Origin of the sequence: Dietzia sp. DQ11-71, assembly GCF_014144995.1 — a bacterium.
GTDB classification, from domain to species: domain Bacteria; phylum Actinomycetota; class Actinomycetes; order Mycobacteriales; family Mycobacteriaceae; genus Dietzia; species Dietzia kunjamensis.
Genome location: NZ_JAALDT010000036.1, coordinates 1 through 15110 on the forward strand (window position 1 = coordinate 1; position 15110 = coordinate 15110).

The following is a 15110-nucleotide window of genomic DNA, read 5'->3' on the forward strand; positions in this document are numbered from 1 at the left end:
AGCGATCCGCAGATCCCCGTGAATCACCGGGGCTAATACACCGAGCGATGGGGCACCCTGCGACGCGGGCGGCAGATTCCCTCTTGCCTCGGCCCGCCCGACCTAGAAGTTGGCCGCGAACTCCGCCGTCAGCTCCGTACACGTAGGTGAACGAGTCCTCGGTCGGCGGTCTAGGAAGGTCGCGCGGTAGGCCGGAACTGCTGGTTCGGGCATCCGCTCCGAACCGAACTGGATCGGATGGAAGCAGTTTGGTGGCTCTGGCACGCCGGCAGGGAATGGTGGCCCGGGCTACCAGTGGAGATCGGTGATCCGTCACCGACATGGGCGGATCGGTAGCCTCTGGGCGTGGGCCACCACGGCCCTTAATGCAACGGTGAACGTAGAAAAAGGTGTGTTTGTGTCGGTCCCCTTGAGCATCCTCGACCTGGTCTCCATCTCGGAGGGCTCCACCGCGCGTGAGGGCATCGCCGCCTCGATGGAGTCCGCCACGCTCGCCGACCGGCTCGGCTACTCGCGCCTGTGGTTCGCCGAGCACCACAACACCCCCAACCTCGCCTCCAGCGCCACGGCGCTCCTCATCTCCCAGGCCGCGTCGGTGACCGAGCGGATCCGCGTGGGCTCCGGCGGCGTCATGCTGCCCAACCACGCGCCGCTCATGGTGGCCGAGCAGTACGGCACGCTGGCCAACATCCACGGTGACCGCATCGACCTCGGCCTCGGCCGCGCGCCCGGCACCGACGGCATGACCGCGCAGGCGCTGAGCCGCTCGTCCGCCGAGCCGCAGGCCTTCGCCCGGCACATCTACGATCTGCAGGGCTGGTTCGGCGAGGAGGGCACGGCGCGCAGCACCCCGATCCTGTCGTCGGTCTCGCAGAACACGGAGGTGCCGATCTGGGTGCTCGGCTCCACCGTCAACGGCGCCTCGATCGCCGGTCAGCTGGGGCTCCCGTTCTCGCTGGCCTCGCACTTCGCGCCCGACCAGATCGACGACGCCATCCGCGTCTACCGCGACTCGTTCAGCACCGAGGCGCCCACCGCGCGCCTCGACAAGCCGCAGGTGATGGCCGGTATCAACGTCGTCGTGGCCGACACGGACGAGGAGGCGCAGCGGCAGTTCACCACGCTTCAGCAGATGTTCCTCGACCTGCGGGCCGGGCGCAGCCGGAAGATCCAGCCGCCCGTCGACCCGTCGGAGTTCGCCGGCAGCACGCCCGCGATGCTCGAGATCAGCGCCGTGGGCTCCCCCGCGACGGTCAAGGCGCAGCTCGAGGAGTTCGTCGAGCGCACCGACGCCGACGAGCTCATCACCGTCACCTACGCCTACGACCCGGCCGTGCGGAACCGGTCGATCGAGCTGCTCGCCGACCTCTGGTTCTAATCACGCGTCGCACCCGTGGAATTCCTCACCATACTGTTCCTCATCGGTATCACCGCGGAGGCGATGACCGGCGCGCTGGCCGCCGGTCGCGAGCGCATGGACCTGTTCGGGGTGGTGATCGTCGCGTGCGTCACCGCCATCGGCGGCGGCTCGATTCGAGACGTCCTGCTGGGCCACTATCCGCTCATCTGGGTGGCGCACCCGTCCTACCTCGCGCTGGTGGCGCTGGCCGCGGTCGTCACCGTGGTCGTCGCCCCGATCATGCGGCACTTCAGGGTGCTCTTCCTGGGGCTCGACGCCCTCGGTCTGGCGGTCTTCGCGATCATCGGCGCCCGGATCGCCCTGGAGATGGGACACGGCGTCATCATCGCCGTCGCCGCCGCGGTCATCACGGGCGTCTTCGGTGGGGTCATGCGTGACCTGCTGTGCGACCGGGTACCGCTGGTGTTCCGGCAGGAGCTGTACGCCAGTATCGCCATCCTGGCCGCGCTGCTCTTCGTGGGCCTCTCGGCCGCGGGCGTCCCGGAGAACTGGGGCGCGGTGATCACCCTGGTCGTGGGGTTCGGCCTCCGAGTTGCCGCGATCCGCTTCAAGCTCGGTCTACCGGTGTTCGACTACTACCAGGAGACCGAGCACCGTCCACGTGGACGTCGTCGGCATCGCTGGAGTATCCGGGGCTGGTCCAAGGACCTGGACTGACACCTCGGGCTCGTCAATGACGGCGCGCCCCCGGCCACGCGTGGGCCCGGTCGACCGGAAGCGGGCCGGCCCTGCCGCTGATAGAACGAGGCATGCCCATCGACGCATTCGAACCCCACCCCCTCGTCCGCCTGCTCGGCATGCCTTCGGCGGAGTTCACCGCGAACGCCCTCGTCCGGGCGGTCGAAGAGCTGGGACTGGAGCAGGTGAACCTGCGCTACGTCGGCGGCGACGGCCGTCTGAAGACCCTGGCCTTCCCCATCAACTCCCGCCAGCACCTCCACGAGGTTCTGACACGAGGCGAGCGCGTGGACGGCTCGAGCGTCTTCCCCGGGACCGACACCGACGCCAGTGACGTCTACATCGTCCCGAGGCACCGCACCGCCTTCCTCAACCCCTTCGGCGAGCGGACCTCGCTCGACGTGCTGTGTTCCTTCTACCGCGAGGACGGCACGCCGCTGCCCTACGCGCGCGAACAGGTCGTGCGCCGCGCCGCCGAGGTGTTGACGCTCCAGACCGGCATGACGCTCGAGGCCTTCGGTGAGCTGGAGTATTATCTCGCCGCCGATCCCGAGCCGATCTACCCCGTCGAGTCCGAACGCGGCTACCAGGAGTCGGCGCCCTTCTCCAAGCACGAGCGGGTCCGCGAGCAGGTGCTGGGGCACCTCCGCGAGATGGGGGTCGCGATGAAGTACGTGCACGGCGAGGTCGGCAACATCTTGGAGGACGACCGCCAGCTGGTCCAGCACGAGATCGAACTCCAGCCCGTCCCGCTGGAGCAGGCCGCCGACGCCATCGTCCTCACCAAGTGGGTGGTGCGTGAGGTCGCCTACGCCCACGGCCTGGAGGCGACCTTCGCCCCGTTGGTGAGCGGCGACGGCGCGGGCAACGGCCTGCACATCCACAGCCGCCTGGTGCGCGACGGCACCAACGTCATCGTCGACGACGCCGGCATCACCGACACCGCGCGCCGACTGATCGCCGGCTACCTCTCGGCCGCCCGGGCGCTGTCCGCGTTCGGCAACACCGTCCCCACGTCCTACCTGCGATTCGCCGAGGGCGAGGAGTCGCCCGAGGACATCTGCTGGGGGATGCAGGACCGTACCGGCCTGGTCCGGGTCCCGCTCGCCTGGGGTGGCGACGTCCTGGCCGACATGGTCGCCCACGCCAACCCCGGCAGCTCCGAGCCGATCCCCGAACCCGCGGTGCACCCGCAGACAGTCGAGTTCCGACTCGCGGACGGCTCAGCCGACGTGCACCTGCTCCTGGCGGGTATGGCCGTGGCGGCCAGGCGCGGGCTCGACGACCCGGGCAGCCTGGAGCAGGCCGAGCGCCTCAACGCCGCCGACGGCGAGGACTTCGAGACCCTGCCCACCTCGTGCGCGGAGTCGGCCGACGTGCTGGAGGCCGAGCGCGAGATGTTCGAGGCCGACGGTGTGTTCCCCGCCGCGCTCATCGACTCGGTGCTCGCGGGGCTACGCGGTGATGGCGACGAGGATGACGACGACAACGATGACGACGACGACGAGGTGGGCGACTCCGGAAACGGCGACGCCGACCGGGAGGAGCTCATCCGCCGTCACTGGCACGTCGGCTGAGCCCGCCCGGTCGGCGAGGTGGCCCGGGGGAGCGGGCCTGCCCCCTGCCCGTCCGCTACGACTCGGTCTCGAGCAGTTCGGAGATCAGCGCGCTGACCCGCCGCTTGATCGCGTCACGGATCGGCCGGACGGCCTCGATTCCCTGGCCCGCCGGGTCCGCCAGCTCCCAGTCCTCGTACCGCTTGCCGGGGAAGACCGGGCACGCGTCGCCGCAGCCCATGGTGATGACCACGTCGGACGCGCGGACGGCGTCGGTGGTGAGGATCTTCGGCGTGGCCGAGGTGATGTCGACGCCGTCCTCGGCCATCGCCTCGACGGCGACCGGGTTGATCTGATCCTTGGGTGCCGACCCGGCCGACAGGACGTCGATTCGTCCTCCGGCCAGGTGGGACAGGTAGCCGGCGGCCATCTGGGAGCGCCCGGCGTTGTGGACGCAGACGAACAGCACGCGGGGCCTGGAATCGGTCAGCTCTGCGAGCAGGGTGCGGACGCGGCGATCGATGTCGTCGCGGACCAGACGCATCCGCTCCATGCCCTCGATGCCGCGGTGCGACGGCTCGTCGGTGTGCCAGATATCGAACGCGCTGACCTCGTCGTCGTCGATCTCCCCGGCGGCCTCATCGCCCAGGACGATCACCCGGTCCACCTGCCGCAGCAGGTCGGGGTCGACGGCCGTGGGGGTCTCACCGGACATGTCGGCGCCGACCTCGGCGACCGCCTCCGCGGCGAGCGCGTTGACCGCCGAGCCGGGCGTCGTGCCCGCCGAATGGACGGCGACGGCGTCGCCGGCGTGCAGGCGCATGAGCGCCGCCGCCATCTGGGATTTGCCGCCGTTCTTGACGCACACGAACAGAACGCCGGGCACGCGACCGGTCTTCTGCTCCCCCGTCATGAGCGGGTTCCGGTCACCGAACGATCGGGCAGCGTCGGGTCGCCCGGGAAGAGTTTCGGTCCGGCCCACAGTGCCACGTAAACGAGCCCGATCAGGACCGGGACCTCGATGAGCGGCCCGACCACGCCCGCGAGGGCCTGGCCGGAGGCGATGCCGAAGGTGCCGATCGACACCGCGATCGCCAGTTCGAAGTTGTTGCCCGACGCGGTGAAGGCCACGCTGGTCGACTTCGCGTAGTTCAGCCCCACCGCCCGCGAGGCGAACAGGCTGAGGGCGAACATGAGGACGAAGTACAGCAGGAGGGGTACGGCCATCCGCGCCACGTCGAGCGGCTGGGAGGTGATGGCCTCGCCCTGCATGGCGAACAGTAGGACGATGGTGAACAGCAGCCCGTACAGGGCCCACGGTCCGATCCGGGGGAGGAACGTCTCCTCGTACCACTCACGACCCTTGGCCCGCTCACCGAGAATCCGGGTGAGGAAGCCGGCCAACAGCGGGATGCCGAGGAACACCAGCACCGAGAGCACGATCGCCCACACCGAGAACTCGGCCGTCGTGGTCTCCAGGCCCAGCCAGGAGGGCAGCAGTTGCAGGTAGAACCAGCCCAGGGCGCCGAACGCCACGACCTGGAACACCGAGTTGATGGCCACCAGCACCGCGGCGGCCTCCCGGTCCCCGCAGGCCAGGTCGTTCCAGATGAACACCATGGCGATGCAGCGGGCCAGCCCCACGATGATCAACCCGGTACGGAACTCCGGCAGGTCGGGCAGGAAGACCCACGCGAGGGTGAACATGAACGCCGGGCCGAGCACCCAGTTGAGGAACAGGGACAGCGTGAGCAGCTTCCGGTCGCCGGTGACCCTGTGGGTCTCGTCGTAGCGGACCTTGGCGAGCACCGGGTACATCATCACCAGGAGTCCGATGGCGATCGGGACGGAGATCCCGCCGACCTTCACCGAGTCCAGTACCCGGTCGAGACCGGGGATGAACCGTCCGAGCAGTAGCCCGACGGCCATCGCCGTGAGGATCCAGAGGGCCAGCCAGCGGTCGAGGAACGACATCTTCTTGGCGACCGGTGCCACGCCGGGCCCGGTCATCATGGTGCTCATCCGGGAGAACGTCCTTAGATCGATGATTGTCTATGGGGGAGGCTAGGCTGACATATCGGTGAGTGTCAATGTATCTTCGGGGTCAGGTGAGGTGGACGATGACAACAGTGGAACCCGGCCTGTCGGCCCCGGTGCAGGACGCGTGTTGCTCGATGTCGGCGGGCCCGGTGGACGCGCCGACCGCCGAGCGGATGTCGGCGCGACTCAAGGCGCTCGCGGACCCTATGCGGTTGCGCCTCCTGTCGCATATCGCGGCGCAGGGGTGTGACTCGGTGTGCGCCTGCGATCTGCTCGAGGTGGTCGGCATCAGCCAGCCGACGATCAGCCACCATCTCAAGAAGCTCGTCGAGGCCGGGCTGCTGGTCCGCGAGCAGCGCGGTAAGTGGGCGCACTACACCGTGGTGCGCGAGTCCTTCAACGACCTGCGCAGCTTTCTGGACCTGTCGTGACCGGGTGACGACCCCTGCCCTGTGGTGTGCTTTCGCATGGCGCGGAAGTGCGCGGTGGAGTCGAGAAGTGAGCGGTTGCCCGGAGTGGTGGCCGGACGGCAGGCTCCCGACGCCCGGCGTAGGTCACTATTCGAGTGAGAGGAACCGGACGGCGACCTCGGAGATCTTCCGCGCTGTCGCGGTTCGGTCCCACTTGGGGAGCGCAAGATGACTGACCGTCAGGCGCACCAGGGTGTCGGCCGCGTCGATGACATCGCCCGGGGGGAGACCCGGATAACTCTCCGCGACCCATCCGGCCAGGGTGTCGGAGGCGAGGTCGAGAAGCGGCGCGGATGTCGTGAGCAGCGGGAGCATCCCCGTGGACGCCTGACCTCCCGCATCAAGGTCACGGTTGGAGATGAGCACCGCCTTGAGCAGGGGGCTGCGCCCGGCCTCGTTCAAGGTGTAGTCGACGGCGGCTGCGATGCCTCGCTTCGCATCGCCGATGTGCGCCTCCAGCGCGCCCCGGATGCCCTCGAGGAAGTGCGAGGCCTCCCGGAGTACGACGGCTTCTCCGAGGCCGGCCTTGTCACCGAACTCCTTGTACAGAGCCGCCCGCGACACCCCGGCACGATCAGCCACCTGCCCCATGCGCACCCGGTCCCAGCCGCGGTCGACAGTCAGGTCGTGGGCAGCCTCGAGGACAGCCAGGCGCATGTGCTCCTTGAATCGTTCGCGCATTGACGGTGCCCGCATGACAGAAAGGTTAGCGATTCCTGTCTCGCGATCGACTCGCGTCACTGACTTGGACACGGCCACACGCTACCTAGCGTGCTCGTCGGCCAGTTGGTCGACCATCGCTGCGAGGGTGTCCTGAAGTCTTTGCACACCCGCAGCGGCTCCCGTCGCCGTCGGCAATTCTCGGAGGTCCTCGAGCGGGACCGGGTCCCCGACCAGCAGGGTGACCCGACGACGGCGGCCCAGCACCACCCTTCCTTCGTAAGCTGGCGCGATGGCCTGCACACCCCATTGGGCGACGGGGATCAATGGGACTGACGTCTCGAGCGCGATGCGAACAGCACCCGACCTGAGCGACATCAGACGTGCATCCGGTCGGTTCGTGATCGATCCCTCCGGGTAGACGACGACGAGGGCGCCGCGATCCACTGCTTCGATCGCGGCGCGGATCCCGGCTCGCCCGTCGGAGCGGTCGACCTGGACGTGGCCGGCCGACCGAAACCACCAGCCCACTGCTCTGCTCTGAAACAGGCTCGATTTTGCCATGAACCGGGGGGTCCGGCCCTGGGCGAGGACCATCTCCGCGAGGAAGAGCGGGTCGGCTTGGGAGACATGGTTGGCCGCCAGTACTGCGCCCCCCGACCCGGGAAGGCGCTCTGTACCGCGCCAGTCCGCTCTCCTGACGAGCAGCAGAAGGGGTTTGCAGACGACCAACGCGAGCCACCATGCAGGGCCGCGGGCGTCCGCGGGTGCGCGTCGCACGCCTGCGGACTGATGCGAGTCACGGGCGCCCGGAACGAAAGGCAGAAGTCTCATCGCGGGCCCTGCCGTCGACCTCCAAACCATCCTTGTTCACCTCGGGGGTCAGACGTTCGGTGGTGACCACGACCAGTGGTCGGTCTGCTTGCTCACACCGCCACCTCCGGTGTCAGGGCAGTCGTGTCGACGGCGACTTGGCCGAGAATGCCGTTGGTGGTCATGGAGTCCCCGGGGCGGTTGACGCTGTCAGCGGCGACCGGCTCGCCCTGCCTGAGGTAGTAGCAGGTGCGGTTTCGGTCAGAGGTGGGGTCACCGCTCAGGACGATGTCGTCATAACCGTTGTTGAGTCCCGCGATCCGCAGCTTGTGGTCGTACTGGTCCGACCGGGACCATGGGAGCGCCGACACCTTCTTGTCCCTTCCACAGATCGTCCTTGTTCCTTCCACAGGTCTTCGAGAAGGAGGTCGCTGGTAGGGCAACATCGGCTCGTCACCGGCCCACGATGTCACCGGACCAACCCTCCCGGCGGAGGCGGGTGGCCGACTGCGCGCCGGCATGGCTGGCGCCGACCACCACCGCGCGCCCCGAACTCATCCGGTTCCCTTGGGGGTGAGCTCGACCATCAGCTTGCTGATGCCGCGAACGAAGTTGGACTGCACGTACTCCGGCTCACCGACGACATCGATCCTCTCGAAGCGTGGGAGCAGCTCCTCCCAGAGGATCCGCAACTGCAGCTCGGCCAATCGGTTGCCCATGCACCGATGGACGCCGAACCCGAAAGCGATGTGGTTGCGGGCGTTGGGCCGGTCGATGATCAACTCGTCCGGCCGCTCGAACACGGACTCGTCCCGGTTACCTGACGCGTACCACATGACCACCTTGTCACCCTTGCGGATGAACTGGCCGTTCACCACGGTGTCGGTCTTGGCGATCCGCCGCATGTAGGCAAGAGGGGTCTGCCAGCGGATGATCTCCGAGACCATGTTGGGGATCAGATCCGGATTGGCCTTCAGCTTCTCGAACTGGTCGGGGAACTGGTTGAGCGCGAGAACCCCCCCACTCATCGAGTTGCGGGTGGTGTCGTTGCCCCCGACGATGAGCAGGATCAGGTTGCCGGCGAACTCCATTGGTCGCTTGATCAGGTCCTTGGTGGCCTCGTCGCTCTGCAGCATCGTGATCAGGTCGAAACCCGGCTCTTCTCCCTCCGCCAGGCGGGCGGCCTTGTCATGCCACAGTGCGCTGAGTCCACGCGCCATGTCGACCATGCCCTTGAACAGCTCGTCGTTGTCGGAGGGCCCTCCATTGGCCTGCTCCATGGAGGTGGCCAGGTCCGACCACTCGACAAGCTTGTGGCGCTGCTCGTAGGGGAAGTCCAGCAAGGTCGCCAGCATGCGCGCGGTGAGCTCGATCGACACCGTCCTCACCCAGTCGAAAGGCTCGTTGACGGGCAGGTTGTCCAGGACGTCCCTGACGCGCTCCCGGATGAGGCCCTCCATCTCGCGCAGGTTCTTGGGAGCCACCACGCCTTGGACGGCGCGCCGTTGAACGTCGTGCCTGGGCGGATCCATGGCGATGAACATGGCGATGTCCATGAACCGCGGCGGCGCCCCGATGACGATCAGGGGCTCGGCGGAGAAGGCCTCGTGGTTCTTGTCCACAGCGATGATGTCGGCGTGCCGCGTCACCGACCAGAACGGCCCGAACGGACTGTTGGGCTGGTAGTGCACCGGGGCCTCGTTACGCAGGCGCTCGAAGTAGGGGGCCCACTGCCCCTGTCGGTACAGGAAGGGGTTGCTGAGGTCGATGTCTTCGAGCGCGAGTTCTTCGACCGGCGGGATCGGGCGTTCGACGAACATCTTCTGCCCGTTCGTGCCCGTCAACCAACGTCGGCTCTTGTCGTAGAGGTGCGCGGCCTGGACCTGGCGATCCAGGGGTATGGCGGCGTCGACCTTCGTCTTCACTGCGTCAGGGATCTTCATCTCGTCAACACCTCCTGTTACATCTGGAATTCAGGCAACTGCACGGTCAAGCCGTCCCATGACCGGGAGACCTGGACTTGGCACGACAGTCGCGACGTCGGCTCTCGCTCGGGGTTCATCGACAGCATCTCCTCCTCCTCCGGGCCGGAGGGGCCGACCTTGGCGGCCCAGGCGGAATCGACGATCACGTGGCAGGTGCCGCATGCGGCCTCTCCGCCGCAGTCACCATCGATGCCCGGAATGGCGTTGTTCGTGGCGACCTGCATCAGCGAGCAGCCCTCCTCGATGGGCGCCTCGTGCTTCTCCCCGTCGTATGACACGAAGGTAACGACTGTCATCTACAACTCCCTCACTATTGACTACGTCATCGACATTTTCTCCAGTATTGTCGTTGATATCGGCGATGACCATGTTGAATCGTGTCATCCTGCTGTGAGATCGGGTCACGTGAGGAGCGCTGTGCAGAGAAGCGAGCCGGGCGTCCCAGCGCTTGCCTTCGCGCAGCTGCTGGCCAGTCCGGCGATCGATCCGGACAGTGCCGAGCAGTTCCGTGCCATCATGGCGCGCGAGGGAACCGGGGAACTGTCTCTGATCCGGACCCAGGAGCAGGCACCGCTGCGGTGGTTTCGCGAGGTCTACCCGGACCTCGATGCCGAGCAGGCAACGAAGCTGGGGATCGCCTGCGCGGAACAGGCCCAGCTCACGTCCTTCGGGCCGTTGAGCGTGCCGCTGGTCAGCGCAGGAACCGTCGCCCAGGTCGTTCAGCTGTTGACCTATCTTCCCGTGATCACCGAGGCCGTCACCACCCAGTCCGATCCCCAGCGCGACGACCTGACGATCCGGCTCACCGGGAACGCGGCAGACCCCGACCTGGACTGTCTCGCCGTCACCTACTGCGGACTCGCCCTCATGCGGTTGGTCGACCGACTGGTCGACGACGCGTCGGAGGTGACCATGCATAGTCGCTGGCCGGAGCCAAGCAGCGGGGCTCGAGAAGCCTGGCCGGGGGCGCGGCTCATCTTCAACGCCCCCCTGTCCTATGTGCACATCCCTGAACGGACGCTACACGCGGCCTGCCGCTTCCCCGACCCAGTCGCCTACGACGTCGCCGTCACCAGCCTCCAGCAGGCGCTCGAACGTCAGGGCGGCAGCCCGGAGTTCACCCGCAGAGTGCGGGCGTTGCTCGAGGACGGGTCCGGGGTGAGGACCCTCCAGTCGGTCGCGAATGAGTTCTCGATCTCCTCGAGTACCCTGAAACGCCGGCTCGCCGCGGAGGGAACCAGCTTCCGCGAACTCCTCCAGGAGTCACTGCTCGACCGCGCCCGGATACGGCTGCTCGACCGCTCCACGTCTGTCAGTGAGGTCGCCGCCGAACTGGGCTACAGCGACCTCACGAACTTCTCGCACGCCTTCAAAGGGTGGACCGGCAGCTCACCGAGCCACTTCCGACGCGCCCACCAGCACCCTTGAGTACCACTTCCGCAGCCCCTAAGAAGGACCGCGCCCGGCGGGAGTGGCTCACCAGGTGCTCCCTTATGAGTCCACGGATCCTTCCGGAGTGGTCTTACCGGTGGTAGCTGGAGGAGTGAAGGCAGGGTCAGGCCCCGCAGCGGCGGTGACCATAGGTCCGTAGGCCTGGTGGAGAGCGGACAGAATGCGGCCCAGGGGGAGGTCGTCGAAGTTGCCGTGGTCTCGTACGTACTCCATGTGCCGAGTCCCGTCGGAGGTGAAGGCGTGCATGAGCGCGTCGCTCCGTCCCTCGAATTCGACCGGTGGCACGCCGAATCGTTCGCATAACTCGACATTGAAGGCAGGTGTGGCCTTCAGCCATCGTCCGTCGATGTAGGCGCTGCAATAGCCGTGATAGACGAACAGATCCGTTCCACCCATGACGGCTCGTAAGGTGTCGGTCTGCAGATGGTTCCGTACATCGGCGAAGCCGAGTCGGGTAGGGATGCCCGCGGCCCGCAGAACCGCGGCCAGTAGCACCGCCTTGGGCACGCAGTAGGCGCGGCCGGCCTGGAGGACGTGGCTCGCCCGGTAATGCTCAGGATCCTCGGAGACCGAGTAGGGGTCGTACCAGATTTGGTCACGCACTGCAGCAAAGAGCAGGGACGCTCTCTCTCGGGGGCTCGACGCGCCGGCGATCACGTGCTGGGTGAAGTCGCGTACCGAAGCGTGGTCGTGATCGAGGAAGAAGGTCGCCTCAAGGTGCGATCCCGGCGCCGGCGTCATCGCCGCACCGCGGTGTTGACCGGACCGTCAGTCTTGAGCGCTACGGCCGTGCGCGGCCAGCCGGCCGGCTGCTTGCCGGGCACTGCCGAGGTGCAGACGTCGGGCATCCGCCGCACCAGGTCACCGACCTCTTCCAGCCACCGGTCGCACACGGGGCGTCGCCGTTCCAACGCGGGACCGCTTCGACGGGCTCGGGGTGCGCCCATTCCGGGCGAGAGGTCCCTCATCGCGCGCTCAACAGAAGGTCGTTGTCCACAGCAACCCCTACGCTCTGGGCGAGATCACGCATGATCAGCCAAACTTGATGGGCGATCCGGGTGGTCACCTCTTCCTTCGACTCATCGTGGTGGTCCAGCCACCAGATGATCCCCGCGTCGACCATGCCCATCAACCCCGCCATCACGCCGTCCGGGGGATCGACTTGTACTTCGGATGTGCGCATGTATGCCGAGGCTGCGGCCACCACCTCGCCGAGGAACCGTGTGCGCCCCAACCTGGCCCGGTGTGTTTCCTTGTTCTGCTGGCGCGCCGCCATGAAGCGATACAGGTTGGGATGACCGGCAGCCCATCCGATGGCAGCGCCTATCACGCCTTCGATGATGGTGGGAGCTGTACCGCTCACGCGCATGGCGGGACGAACGGTGTCGATGAGCTGATCAGCCGCGAATCGGAGCACTTCTCGTTCGAGGTCTTCCTTGCTGTGGAAGTGCCGGTAGACGTGAGGCCTCGCAACCCCCGCCCGTTCCGCGATCTGGGCAGTACCGACGCCGGGACCGTACTCCTCGATCGCACGAGCCGCGGCCACCACGATCTGCTCTCGCCGTGCCGACCGGTGCGATTCGTGCGCCGTCGATCGGCGCACCACGGCCGTGTCCACCCACCTCGCAAGATCCACGACCACATTCTAACCCGAAAGGGACTGGCGCGGTACAGGGTGTACCCGTAGCCTTCGGGCACACCCTGTACCCGGCGAATACTCCCTGGAGGACCCATGCCCAGCCGCCGTTCACCCTGGATGAACCAGGACCTCGACGACTTCCGTCAACTCGCCCGGACGTTCTGCGAGAGGGAGATCAAGCCCAACATCGAGCGGTTCATCGAACAGAAGCGCGTCGACCGCGAACTCTGGACCCGCGCCGGCGAGCTCGGCCTGTTGTGCGCCTCCATTCCCGAGGAGTACGGCGGGGGCGGCGGCAACTTCTTCCACGAGGCAATCCTTATCGAGGAGCAGGCCCGCATCGGTGACAGCAGCTGGGGGGCCGCACTCCACAGCGGCATCGTGGCGCACTACCTGCTGCACTACGGCACCGAGGAGCAGAAGCGCGAGTGGCTGCCCAAAATGGCCTCCGGCGAGGTCGTGACCGCCATTGCGATGACCGAGCCGGGGACCGGTTCCGACCTCCAGGGAATCAAGACGAAGGCAGTCAGAGAAGGCGACGACTACGTCATCAACGGAGCCAAGACCTTCATCACCAACGGCTACCACGCAGACATGGTGCTCGTCGCCTGCAAGACCAGCCCCGATCAGGCTGCTGCAGGCGTCTCACTGGTCATCGTGCCGACCAGCTCCGAAGGATTTCGACGCGGCCGTCTCCTCGGCAAGATCGGCCTCAAGGGGCAAGACACCTGCGAGCTCTTCTTCGATGACGTACGTGTGCCTTCCAGCAATCTGCTCGGCACCGAGGAGGGGCAGGGCTTCGTCCAGCTCATGATGCAGCTCCCGCAGGAGCGGCTCATCGTCGCCGTCAGTTGCGCCGCGTCGATGGACTTGATGCTGGACCTGACACACGAGTACACACTCACGCGCGAGGCGTTCGGCAAACCGATCTTCGGATTCCAGAACACCAAGTTCAAGCTCGCCGAGGTCGCCACCGAAGCCCGCGTCACCCGCGCCTTCATCGACGAGTGTCTCGACCTGCATGTCAAGAGCGAACTGGACATCCCCACCGCCGCGATGGCGAAGTACTGGAGCTCCGAACGCGCTCAGCAAGTCGCCGACACCTGCCTGCAACTCCACGGCGGCTACGGCTACATGGAGGAGTATCCGATCGCGCGCGCATGGACCGACCTGCGGATCAGTCAGATCTACGCCGGCACCACCGAGATCATGAAGGAGATCATCGCCCGGTCTCTCCCGGCACCTGTCATGGGACAGTAGCGACGGCCCGCTGGCCACATTGACCTCGCCAAATTCCGTGGTGGTGACGGGCGCCGGGGCGTGTGTCGCGTGCCGGGGAACGGCTTGGACCGTCCATCAGAGGCGTGCCTGGGCTCAGACGCAATCCCTGGCCCCGGTTCATTCCCGGCACCCTGGCGTCGGTGGCGGCGAAGAAGTGCCGCAGCCGGGCCGTCGGCGTCTGTCCGCGGGCCGCTGTCGCCGGGGTCGGGCGCGAAAGCCAGTGGTAGAACCCAGAGGTCGACACGGCCAGCCGAGCGCTCATCGTGTCCACCGGGTTGGTCTCGGCGGCGTCGATTCTGCAGGTGTCGAGGTACTCGTACTCCAGCTCCTTGAGCCGTGCCCGCTCATCGAGCGTCACCTCGGTCTCGGTGCCACCGCCACCGTGGGTCTCGCGGTACTTGTTCAACCCACAGCTCGTCGTGGAATTCCTGGCTGAACGGTCTGCGAGATGCACTCACTGCTGGGTGTCATCTCGGTGGGCCCCTCACTCTGGAAGGGCCCCCTGTCCGAGCTCACCGCAGCAGGCCACACCTTTGAAGAAGTCTTGACGCTTGAAACCACCCCGGCGCGCGACTGGTGAACTCGACCGGGGCGAGCTGACCGGCACCCGCGGGGACCCGACCGAGCACCGGGACTCCGGTCAGGCGGGGCAGATCCTCGAGGTTGCAGCGCTCGGCGAGACTCGGGACGGACGGCCAGGAGCCGATGACGATCCCCGCGCAGCGTAGACCCGCGGCCCCGATGGCGCGGATGGTGAGCTCGGTGTCCGACAGCGTGCCCAGTCCCGCGCGGGCGACCACGACCACCGGGGCGTCGAGCGACCGGGCGAGGTCGAGGACGGTGAGGTCCGGGCCGAGTCGCACGAGCACACCGCCGGCGCCCTCGACGAGGTCGAGTCGCGACCCGGCGGACGCCACACCGGGGGGCTCGCCGAGCCACTCGCGGATCGGGTCGAGCAATCCGGGCAGCGTGGACTGCGGCAGGCCGGCGACGCGGGCGGCGGTCTCGGGTGCCAGCGGATCGGGCAGCCGACGGACCTCCAGCACCCGCCGCACACCGGACAGGCGCGCGGCCTCGTGGGCGTCGCCCGGCTCGCCCGGGCCCAGCCCCGTCTGG

The 15110-nt window shown here is 67.3% G+C and carries 17 protein-coding genes and 1 pseudogene; 6 read left to right on the top strand and 12 right to left on the bottom strand.

Annotation, left to right across the window (positions count from 1 at the left end; genetic code table 11):
- The first annotated feature begins 397 nt into the window (after positions 1–397).
- From G6023_RS01465 to G6023_RS01475, 3 genes are all read left to right on the top strand, one after another.
- A complete protein-coding gene (locus G6023_RS01465) occupies positions 398–1378 on the top strand; it encodes an LLM class flavin-dependent oxidoreductase (protein WP_182633904.1) in 981 nt (326 codons plus the stop codon).
- Positions 1379–1393: 15 nt separating this feature from the next.
- Positions 1394–2077 (top strand): trimeric intracellular cation channel family protein, encoded by a 684-nt coding sequence (locus tag G6023_RS01470; protein WP_182633905.1) that lies wholly within the window; start codon positions 1394–1396, stop codon positions 2075–2077.
- A 92-nt stretch (positions 2078–2169) separates the two neighbouring features.
- Positions 2170–3675 (top strand): glutamine synthetase beta-grasp domain-containing protein, encoded by a 1506-nt coding sequence (locus G6023_RS01475; RefSeq protein WP_182633906.1) that lies wholly within the window; start codon positions 2170–2172, stop codon positions 3673–3675.
- Between the two features lie 55 nt (positions 3676–3730).
- On the opposite strand, the gene G6023_RS16225 is transcribed toward G6023_RS01475, so the two are convergent.
- From G6023_RS16225 to arsB, 3 genes and pseudogenes are all read right to left on the bottom strand, one after another.
- The gene (locus G6023_RS16225; RefSeq protein ID WP_472986410.1) at positions 3731–4123 is read right to left on the bottom strand and encodes an arsenate reductase ArsC; all 393 of its coding nucleotides are present in this window, start codon (positions 4121–4123) and stop codon (positions 3731–3733) included.
- A gap of 39 nt (positions 4124–4162) precedes the next feature.
- Positions 4163–4567, bottom strand: a pseudogene (locus G6023_RS16230) (arsenate-mycothiol transferase ArsC); the annotation flags it as partial.
- A complete protein-coding gene (arsB, locus tag G6023_RS01485; protein WP_007628295.1) occupies positions 4564–5676 on the bottom strand; it encodes an ACR3 family arsenite efflux transporter in 1113 nt (370 codons plus the stop codon). The pseudogene G6023_RS16230 and the gene arsB, both read right to left, overlap by 4 nt.
- A gap of 98 nt (positions 5677–5774) precedes the next feature.
- Between arsB and G6023_RS01490 the strand changes: the two genes are divergently transcribed.
- Positions 5775–6125, top strand: a complete 351-nt coding sequence (locus G6023_RS01490) for an ArsR/SmtB family transcription factor (RefSeq protein ID WP_182633907.1) — start codon at positions 5775–5777, stop codon at positions 6123–6125.
- Between the two features lie 126 nt (positions 6126–6251).
- Here the strand turns inward: G6023_RS01490 and G6023_RS01495 are convergent, their stop codons facing one another.
- The 5 genes from G6023_RS01495 to G6023_RS01515 form a co-directional block, all read right to left on the bottom strand.
- Positions 6252–6821 carry a TetR/AcrR family transcriptional regulator gene (locus G6023_RS01495; protein ID WP_063972255.1) on the bottom strand — a complete coding sequence of 190 codons (570 nt, stop codon included), beginning with the start codon at positions 6819–6821 and terminating at the stop codon, positions 6252–6254.
- Positions 6822–6926: 105 nt separating this feature from the next.
- Positions 6927–7604, bottom strand: coding sequence for a lysophospholipid acyltransferase family protein (locus G6023_RS01500; protein WP_227022378.1), 678 nt, complete (start codon positions 7602–7604; stop codon positions 6927–6929).
- Positions 7605–7750: 146 nt separating this feature from the next.
- Positions 7751–8008, bottom strand: a complete 258-nt coding sequence (locus tag G6023_RS15695; protein WP_007628308.1) for an oxidoreductase C-terminal domain-containing protein — start codon at positions 8006–8008, stop codon at positions 7751–7753.
- 183 nt (positions 8009–8191) lie between these two features.
- Positions 8192–9580, bottom strand: coding sequence for a cytochrome P450 (locus G6023_RS01510; protein WP_007628310.1), 1389 nt, complete (start codon positions 9578–9580; stop codon positions 8192–8194).
- Between the two features lie 17 nt (positions 9581–9597).
- Positions 9598–9918 (bottom strand): 2Fe-2S iron-sulfur cluster-binding protein, encoded by a 321-nt coding sequence (locus tag G6023_RS01515; protein WP_007628312.1) that lies wholly within the window; start codon positions 9916–9918, stop codon positions 9598–9600.
- 121 nt (positions 9919–10039) lie between these two features.
- On the opposite strand from G6023_RS01515, the gene G6023_RS01520 reads away from it, so the two are divergent.
- Positions 10040–11050, top strand: a complete 1011-nt coding sequence (locus G6023_RS01520; RefSeq protein ID WP_007628314.1) for an AraC family transcriptional regulator — start codon at positions 10040–10042, stop codon at positions 11048–11050.
- Between the two features lie 63 nt (positions 11051–11113).
- On the opposite strand, the gene G6023_RS01525 is transcribed toward G6023_RS01520, so the two are convergent.
- Together G6023_RS01525 and G6023_RS01530 are read right to left on the bottom strand one after the other, a co-directional pair.
- Complete coding sequence (locus G6023_RS01525; RefSeq protein WP_182633908.1) at positions 11114–11815, bottom strand: transglutaminase-like domain-containing protein; 702 nt, start codon at positions 11813–11815, stop codon at positions 11114–11116.
- 223 nt (positions 11816–12038) lie between these two features.
- The gene (locus G6023_RS01530) at positions 12039–12710 is read right to left on the bottom strand and encodes a TetR/AcrR family transcriptional regulator (RefSeq protein WP_231888827.1); all 672 of its coding nucleotides are present in this window, start codon (positions 12708–12710) and stop codon (positions 12039–12041) included.
- Positions 12711–12806: 96 nt separating this feature from the next.
- Between G6023_RS01530 and G6023_RS01535 the strand changes: the two genes are divergently transcribed.
- Complete coding sequence (locus G6023_RS01535) at positions 12807–13973, top strand: acyl-CoA dehydrogenase family protein (RefSeq protein WP_063972188.1); 1167 nt, start codon at positions 12807–12809, stop codon at positions 13971–13973.
- On the opposite strand, the gene G6023_RS01540 is transcribed toward G6023_RS01535, so the two are convergent.
- Both G6023_RS01540 and bioD read right to left on the bottom strand, forming a co-directional pair.
- Positions 13960–14400, bottom strand: a complete 441-nt coding sequence (locus G6023_RS01540) for a hypothetical protein (protein ID WP_063972189.1) — start codon at positions 14398–14400, stop codon at positions 13960–13962. The genes G6023_RS01535 and G6023_RS01540 overlap by 14 nt on opposite strands.
- Positions 14401–14506: 106 nt before the next feature.
- Positions 14507–15110, bottom strand: a 604-nt coding sequence (bioD, locus tag G6023_RS01545; protein ID WP_182633909.1) for an ATP-dependent dethiobiotin synthetase BioD, incomplete at its 5' end; no start/stop codon positions are given.

Coding starts and splice junctions, on each gene's coding strand:
- G6023_RS01475 (WP_182633906.1), top strand. CDS start 2,170: ATGCCCATCGACGCATTCGAACCCCACCCCCTCGTCCGCCTGCTCGGC.
- arsB (WP_007628295.1), bottom strand. CDS start 5,676: ATGAGCACCATGATGACCGGGCCCGGCGTGGCACCGGTCGCCAAGAAG.
- G6023_RS01490 (WP_182633907.1), top strand. CDS start 5,775: ATGACAACAGTGGAACCCGGCCTGTCGGCCCCGGTGCAGGACGCGTGT.
- G6023_RS01495 (WP_063972255.1), bottom strand. CDS start 6,821: ATGCGCCTGGCTGTCCTCGAGGCTGCCCACGACCTGACTGTCGACCGC.
- G6023_RS01510 (WP_007628310.1), bottom strand. CDS start 9,580: ATGAAGATCCCTGACGCAGTGAAGACGAAGGTCGACGCCGCCATACCC.
- G6023_RS01515 (WP_007628312.1), bottom strand. CDS start 9,918: ATGACAGTCGTTACCTTCGTGTCATACGACGGGGAGAAGCACGAGGCG.
- G6023_RS01525 (WP_182633908.1), bottom strand. CDS start 11,815: ATGACGCCGGCGCCGGGATCGCACCTTGAGGCGACCTTCTTCCTCGAT.
- G6023_RS01535 (WP_063972188.1), top strand. CDS start 12,807: ATGCCCAGCCGCCGTTCACCCTGGATGAACCAGGACCTCGACGACTTC.